The 4,878-nt window shown below is 23.6% G+C and carries 5 protein-coding genes and 1 pseudogene; all 6 read right to left on the minus strand.

Features of this window, described 5'->3' with window-relative positions:
* Nucleotides 1-300: pseudogene (locus ACOTVC_RS08385) on the minus strand (hypothetical protein); the annotation flags it as partial.
* 7 nt (nucleotides 301-307) lie between these two features.
* A complete protein-coding gene (locus ACOTVC_RS08390) occupies nucleotides 308-1,810 on the minus strand; it encodes a lipase family protein (RefSeq protein ID WP_421628294.1) in 1,503 nt (500 codons plus the stop codon).
* Between the two features lie 9 nt (nucleotides 1,811-1,819).
* Complete coding sequence (locus ACOTVC_RS08395; protein WP_038845773.1) at nucleotides 1,820-2,146, minus strand: hypothetical protein; 327 nt, start codon at nucleotides 2,144-2,146, stop codon at nucleotides 1,820-1,822.
* 1,195 nt (nucleotides 2,147-3,341) lie between these two features.
* The gene (locus tag ACOTVC_RS08400) at nucleotides 3,342-3,722 is read right to left on the minus strand and encodes a methyltransferase (protein ID WP_263667642.1); all 381 of its coding nucleotides are present in this window, start codon (nucleotides 3,720-3,722) and stop codon (nucleotides 3,342-3,344) included.
* A gap of 8 nt (nucleotides 3,723-3,730) precedes the next feature.
* Complete coding sequence (locus ACOTVC_RS08405; protein WP_193552037.1) at nucleotides 3,731-4,138, minus strand: hypothetical protein; 408 nt, start codon at nucleotides 4,136-4,138, stop codon at nucleotides 3,731-3,733.
* Between the two features lie 212 nt (nucleotides 4,139-4,350).
* Nucleotides 4,351-4,668 carry a hypothetical protein gene (locus ACOTVC_RS08410; protein WP_421628297.1) on the minus strand — a complete coding sequence of 106 codons (318 nt, stop codon included), beginning with the start codon at nucleotides 4,666-4,668 and terminating at the stop codon, nucleotides 4,351-4,353.
* Nucleotides 4,669-4,878: the final 210 nt, after the last annotated feature.

Raw genomic sequence — 4,878 nt, forward strand, 5'->3', positions numbered from 1 at the left:
TTCATCTTTAGGAGAAAAATAATAACTAGGTGCATCTTGTTTTATAGCATTATCTTGATCTAATTCTCCAAAGTAAAAAGGATTGTTAGGAAGTTCACTTGAGCCTGTAAGGAGAGTAGAGTTTAGGAAGATATAAGCTTGGTAGTTTTGAAGTTCTTCAAAAGTAAAATTTGTCGTTGCTTCTAATTTATAAAGTTCATCATAAATACTTTGACAATCAATTATGCTTTTATTTTCACAAAACAAATAAATACTTTTTTTATCTTTATGAATAGAATATAAAAAGTCTTTACCTATCATAATTTTCCTAAATAATACCTATTTTAGCTTTTCCATTAAAATACAAAGCTTGTGATATTTTACAAACTCCACCTAAATATTGCTCATCCCAATTTTGATCTTTTATTTTATAACTTTTTGAATTATATCCGTATATTTTTGTTATATTATTAATATTTTCAAGACATTTCATATCTTTATAAACCACAATAAAAATTCTAAATTCCCCAATGGCAATTTTATGAGCTAAATTTTCTTGATTATTAACAAAGGAACTATCTTTTCTGTATTTATTAAAATCATTTTTATCAAGAATTAAAATATATTTTTCTTTTTCATGTGCTTTTAAAATAAAATCTATGATTTTTGTTTGACTAATGGTAGGAGCTTTGTAGCTTGTATAATAATTATCTCCAACCTCTTCTAAAATATCATTTGTTTCTTGCATTATGGTGGCTATTAATGAAAGAAAATATTCAAAATGGTTGATTTTTTCTGGAGAGCTTCTTAAAAGCCCAAGAAGTCCATTTTTAAGAGCGAAATTTTTATTATTAATAGCATTATTTTTTAACACAAAAGTTTCTGTATATATTTGAATATTTTTCATAAAATGATTAAGATACTCTATACATTCACTAAAACTTTTATCTTTGACTTTGTTATGGTTAGCATCTAATTCTAAAAGATAGGAGTAAAAATAGAGAGTATTAACAAGAGGTTTTATAGAGTGATCATTTTTCCCTGTATATATACCTAAAGCATTGCTTGCACCATATTGAGCTGAAGCGATGATTTCAATTTTACCATTATCATAAATATGAGTGATTTTTTCTGAAATATCTATAGTGTATTTTCCTAAAAGATCTTGCATAATTTTTATTGTATTAGGGTTGATGGCTATATTAGGAAAATTCCAACCATAAACACTAGGAGCATTAAAAGTATAAACTTCATTAGGACTAAAAGATAATTTGTCTTTATATTTAATATCGCAATATATTAAAGCCATTTGAGCTAAATACCCACCCAATGAATGCCCTACAAATATGATACTTTTATTTTCATTTTTGATTATTTTATTTACTTGTTCTAAAAATTCTAAAAGAGAAGAAGATTGGAGATTACCATTAAGAGATAGAATAAAATCTTGTACCAAGTCATTAATTTTTGTAACTTCAGTTCCCCTAAATCCTATCACAAATTTATCTTTTTCTTTATCATAAAACAAAGTAGCACTAAAACCACTTAAAGTGTTAGGCTGATGAAATTTAACTTCATATCTTTGAGAGAAATTCCTAGCTTGTAATTCTCCAAATTCTCCATTTAATTCACCTTTGCCAATAAAACTATATTCTTGTCCGACCTTTTCTTTTTTTCCAGCTATTTTGCCATTATAGCTTAAGTTTACAAGCTCATTTAAAATAACGATAGTTTCATTTTCTTGTAATATATAACCTTTTAAATCAAAATAAAAATAACTAGCTTGTGCAAGCTCGGCATAATCTCTTAGCTTATCGATTTTTTCTTTCAAAATTATCCTTTATTTAAATAATGATAAAAAAATATATAATGTAACATAAAAACTATTATGATAATAAAACATGTAATACAATATCAAAGCTATAGGATAATACAATAATATCCATAATGTATTTATAATATATTTTCTTTCTTTTTTTATCACAAAATATACAATATTAAAAATGAGTAATGGAGGCAACCAAATTATAGCTATAAATTGTAAAGCAAGTATGAAAAAATCCACAAAATCCATACTATCAAATCCATGTGCTGTAGGCACAAAAATTCCAAGTCCAATAGTCCAAAACATCCCCCAAATGATATAAATTTTCTTTAATGTATTCATTTATTTTCCTTTTTAATATTTTTAGTAAAATTCTTCTACTTTTTTAAAAATCAAAATAAAAATAACTAGCCCATGCAAGTTCTGCATAATCTTTTAAATTATTGATTTGAGTTTTCATTTTTATTTCTTTTAATTAAATAAATTATTGCAAATATTATAATATGTATCACAATAATAATTAAGCACAGCTCAAAATTACTATTATTTCTATTAATCAGTAGTAGCAACAAATAGCAACAAATATATTTTTTGTATTTCTTGCTTTTTTATAAATCAAATAATAAAAATAAGGCAACAATGGAAAAAGATATAATATAACAAGAAAAAAGAACATTTTAGTAAAAGTTGCATCATATGCCATATAATAACCTAAAATAGCCCCAAATCCCCAAATTATAATCCAAATAATATATAGATTTTTTAGTATTATCACACTACTTCCTTTTTTTGTTGAAATTTAAATTATTATTAAAAAATCAAAAAACCAATATATACAAGTTTAGCATAATTTTTGAGATTGTTAATTTGAGCTTTATTGCTCATTTTTTAAATCCATATAGAAAATAAAAAGATATAAAAAAATGTATAAAAAAATACAAAATAATAAAGAAAAATAATAAGAAAGTTCTTTTCTAAATTTAATAGATATTATTAAAAATAATATTGTATAAATACCTAATATTATTACATAATTAAAAAATCCCCCCGAGATAAAGAAAAATAAAGAAAAATAAAGAAAAATAAAGAAAAATAAAGAAAAATAAAGAAAAATAAAGAAAAATAAAGAAAAATAAAGAAAAATATTTTTGGATTTAATAGTTTCTTGTAGTGTTAAATATGATATGTAAGGTAACAATGGATAAGAATATATAAAAAATGCAATCTTTAACATATCACCAAAAAATTCTATATCACTAAAATAAGCATATAAAGAACTAAACAAAAAAATAATTCCCCAAAACATCCCCCAAGCAATGTATATTTTTTTTAATAAACCCATTTATTTTCCTTTTTATATTTTTAATAAAATTATCCTACTTTTTAAAAATCAAAATATAATTACACTAGGAACCATTCCAACCATAAACACTAGAGGCATTAAAACTATAAACTTCACTGGAACTAAAAGATAGCTTGTCTTTATATTTAACATCACAATATATCAAAGCCCCACTTAAAGTGTTAGACTAATGTTTTAAAATACAAAATCAATAGTTCTTTTACTCAGTGCATCATTTAATCCTACCCTACTAATATCATTATCCAATGTTATTTCTTTACTATCAAAACAAGTATTTATAAGAGAAATACAATATTTAGGTTCTATTTTAACTATTTTATTTTGTTCAAAACGAGCTTGTATAGCTCTTGCATAGGTAGAATTTTGATTATTATGTTTATCACCTAGTCTTTGGTTATCTAAATCTTTTTCTAATTCCTTTCCTTGATTATCAATAATAACACCTGTAAAAACTGGATCTAATAAAGCATAACTAGCATCTGCACAATTAGCATAGTCTAAAAATTTAGTGATTAAGTCTAATTTAGCTTCTTGTGTTTTAATGTTTTTGCTCATTTATATCCTTACTTAAAATTATCAAAATAGCTACAAGTGAATACTTCTTCATATCTAAAATATAATCCAGAGCCCTCATCGCCTCTTAAGAATACGCCATCATTTTCATATTTATATCTTATATATGTAGCAAAAGGCTTGGGCATTTTTTTATATTTTTTATCATATACTATGGTTATAATATTGCCATTTCGTTTCTCGGATTTTATCGTATCTTTTATATCATAATAAGTAAATGTTTCATTAAGTTTTTCATAATAAAAATATTCATAACCATCATCCTTAACTCGTTTTTCTATAGAAGGCTTTTTTTTTGTAAAATCGCTATACAATTCCCAATAAGCTTTATTGTAAATTATTACTTTATTATCTATATCTTTACACAAGCTTCTAAACTCATAATACTGCGGATCCATATATTTATAAGAACATCCTCCTACTAAGAATAATAAAAGATATGCAGGTAAAAGAAACAAAGTAAATTTTTTAAATATTGTTTTAAAATTTATAGTTTTTGTTTTATTTTTTAATTTATAAAAAATTTTAAAGATAAAATATAAAATAATAGAAAATATAAAAACAAAAAAGAAAAATATAAGAATAAATATTAAAAGATTAATAAAGAATTCTAGCATTTATTAACTCCTCTTAATTTTCTCTGTTTTTTCATAAGACAATTTGTAGTGTTGGGCTGATGTTTTAAAAGTTTAAATCTATTTATAAAATCAATAGTTCTTTTACTAAGTGCATCATTTAATCCTACCCTACTAATATCATTATCCAATGTTATTTCTTTACTATCAAAACAAGTATTTATAAGAGAAATACAATATTTAGGTTCTATTTTAACTATTTTATTTTGTTCAAAACGAGCTTGTATAACACAAGCATAAGCTGTGTTTGTATTTTTAGGTTTTACAATATTTTCCCCTTTACTATTTTTCATAACAATATCTTGCTTTAATTTATCACCAAAAGTAAGTTTATCTGCTTTATAAATATTATTCTTTTCATCTTGCTCTATATTCCCCCAAACATATTACAACATAGCATAACTAGCATCTGCTATATCAGCATAGTCTTTGATTTGAGAGATAAGTTCTTTAGGGTTCATCAGTAACTTTGTCCTGTATATTTTTCATCACTTTTTATAAAT

The sequence above is a fragment of the Campylobacter sp. GB48 genome (assembly GCF_049221845.1).
Classification (GTDB): domain Bacteria; phylum Campylobacterota; class Campylobacteria; order Campylobacterales; family Campylobacteraceae; genus Campylobacter_D; species Campylobacter_D lari_C.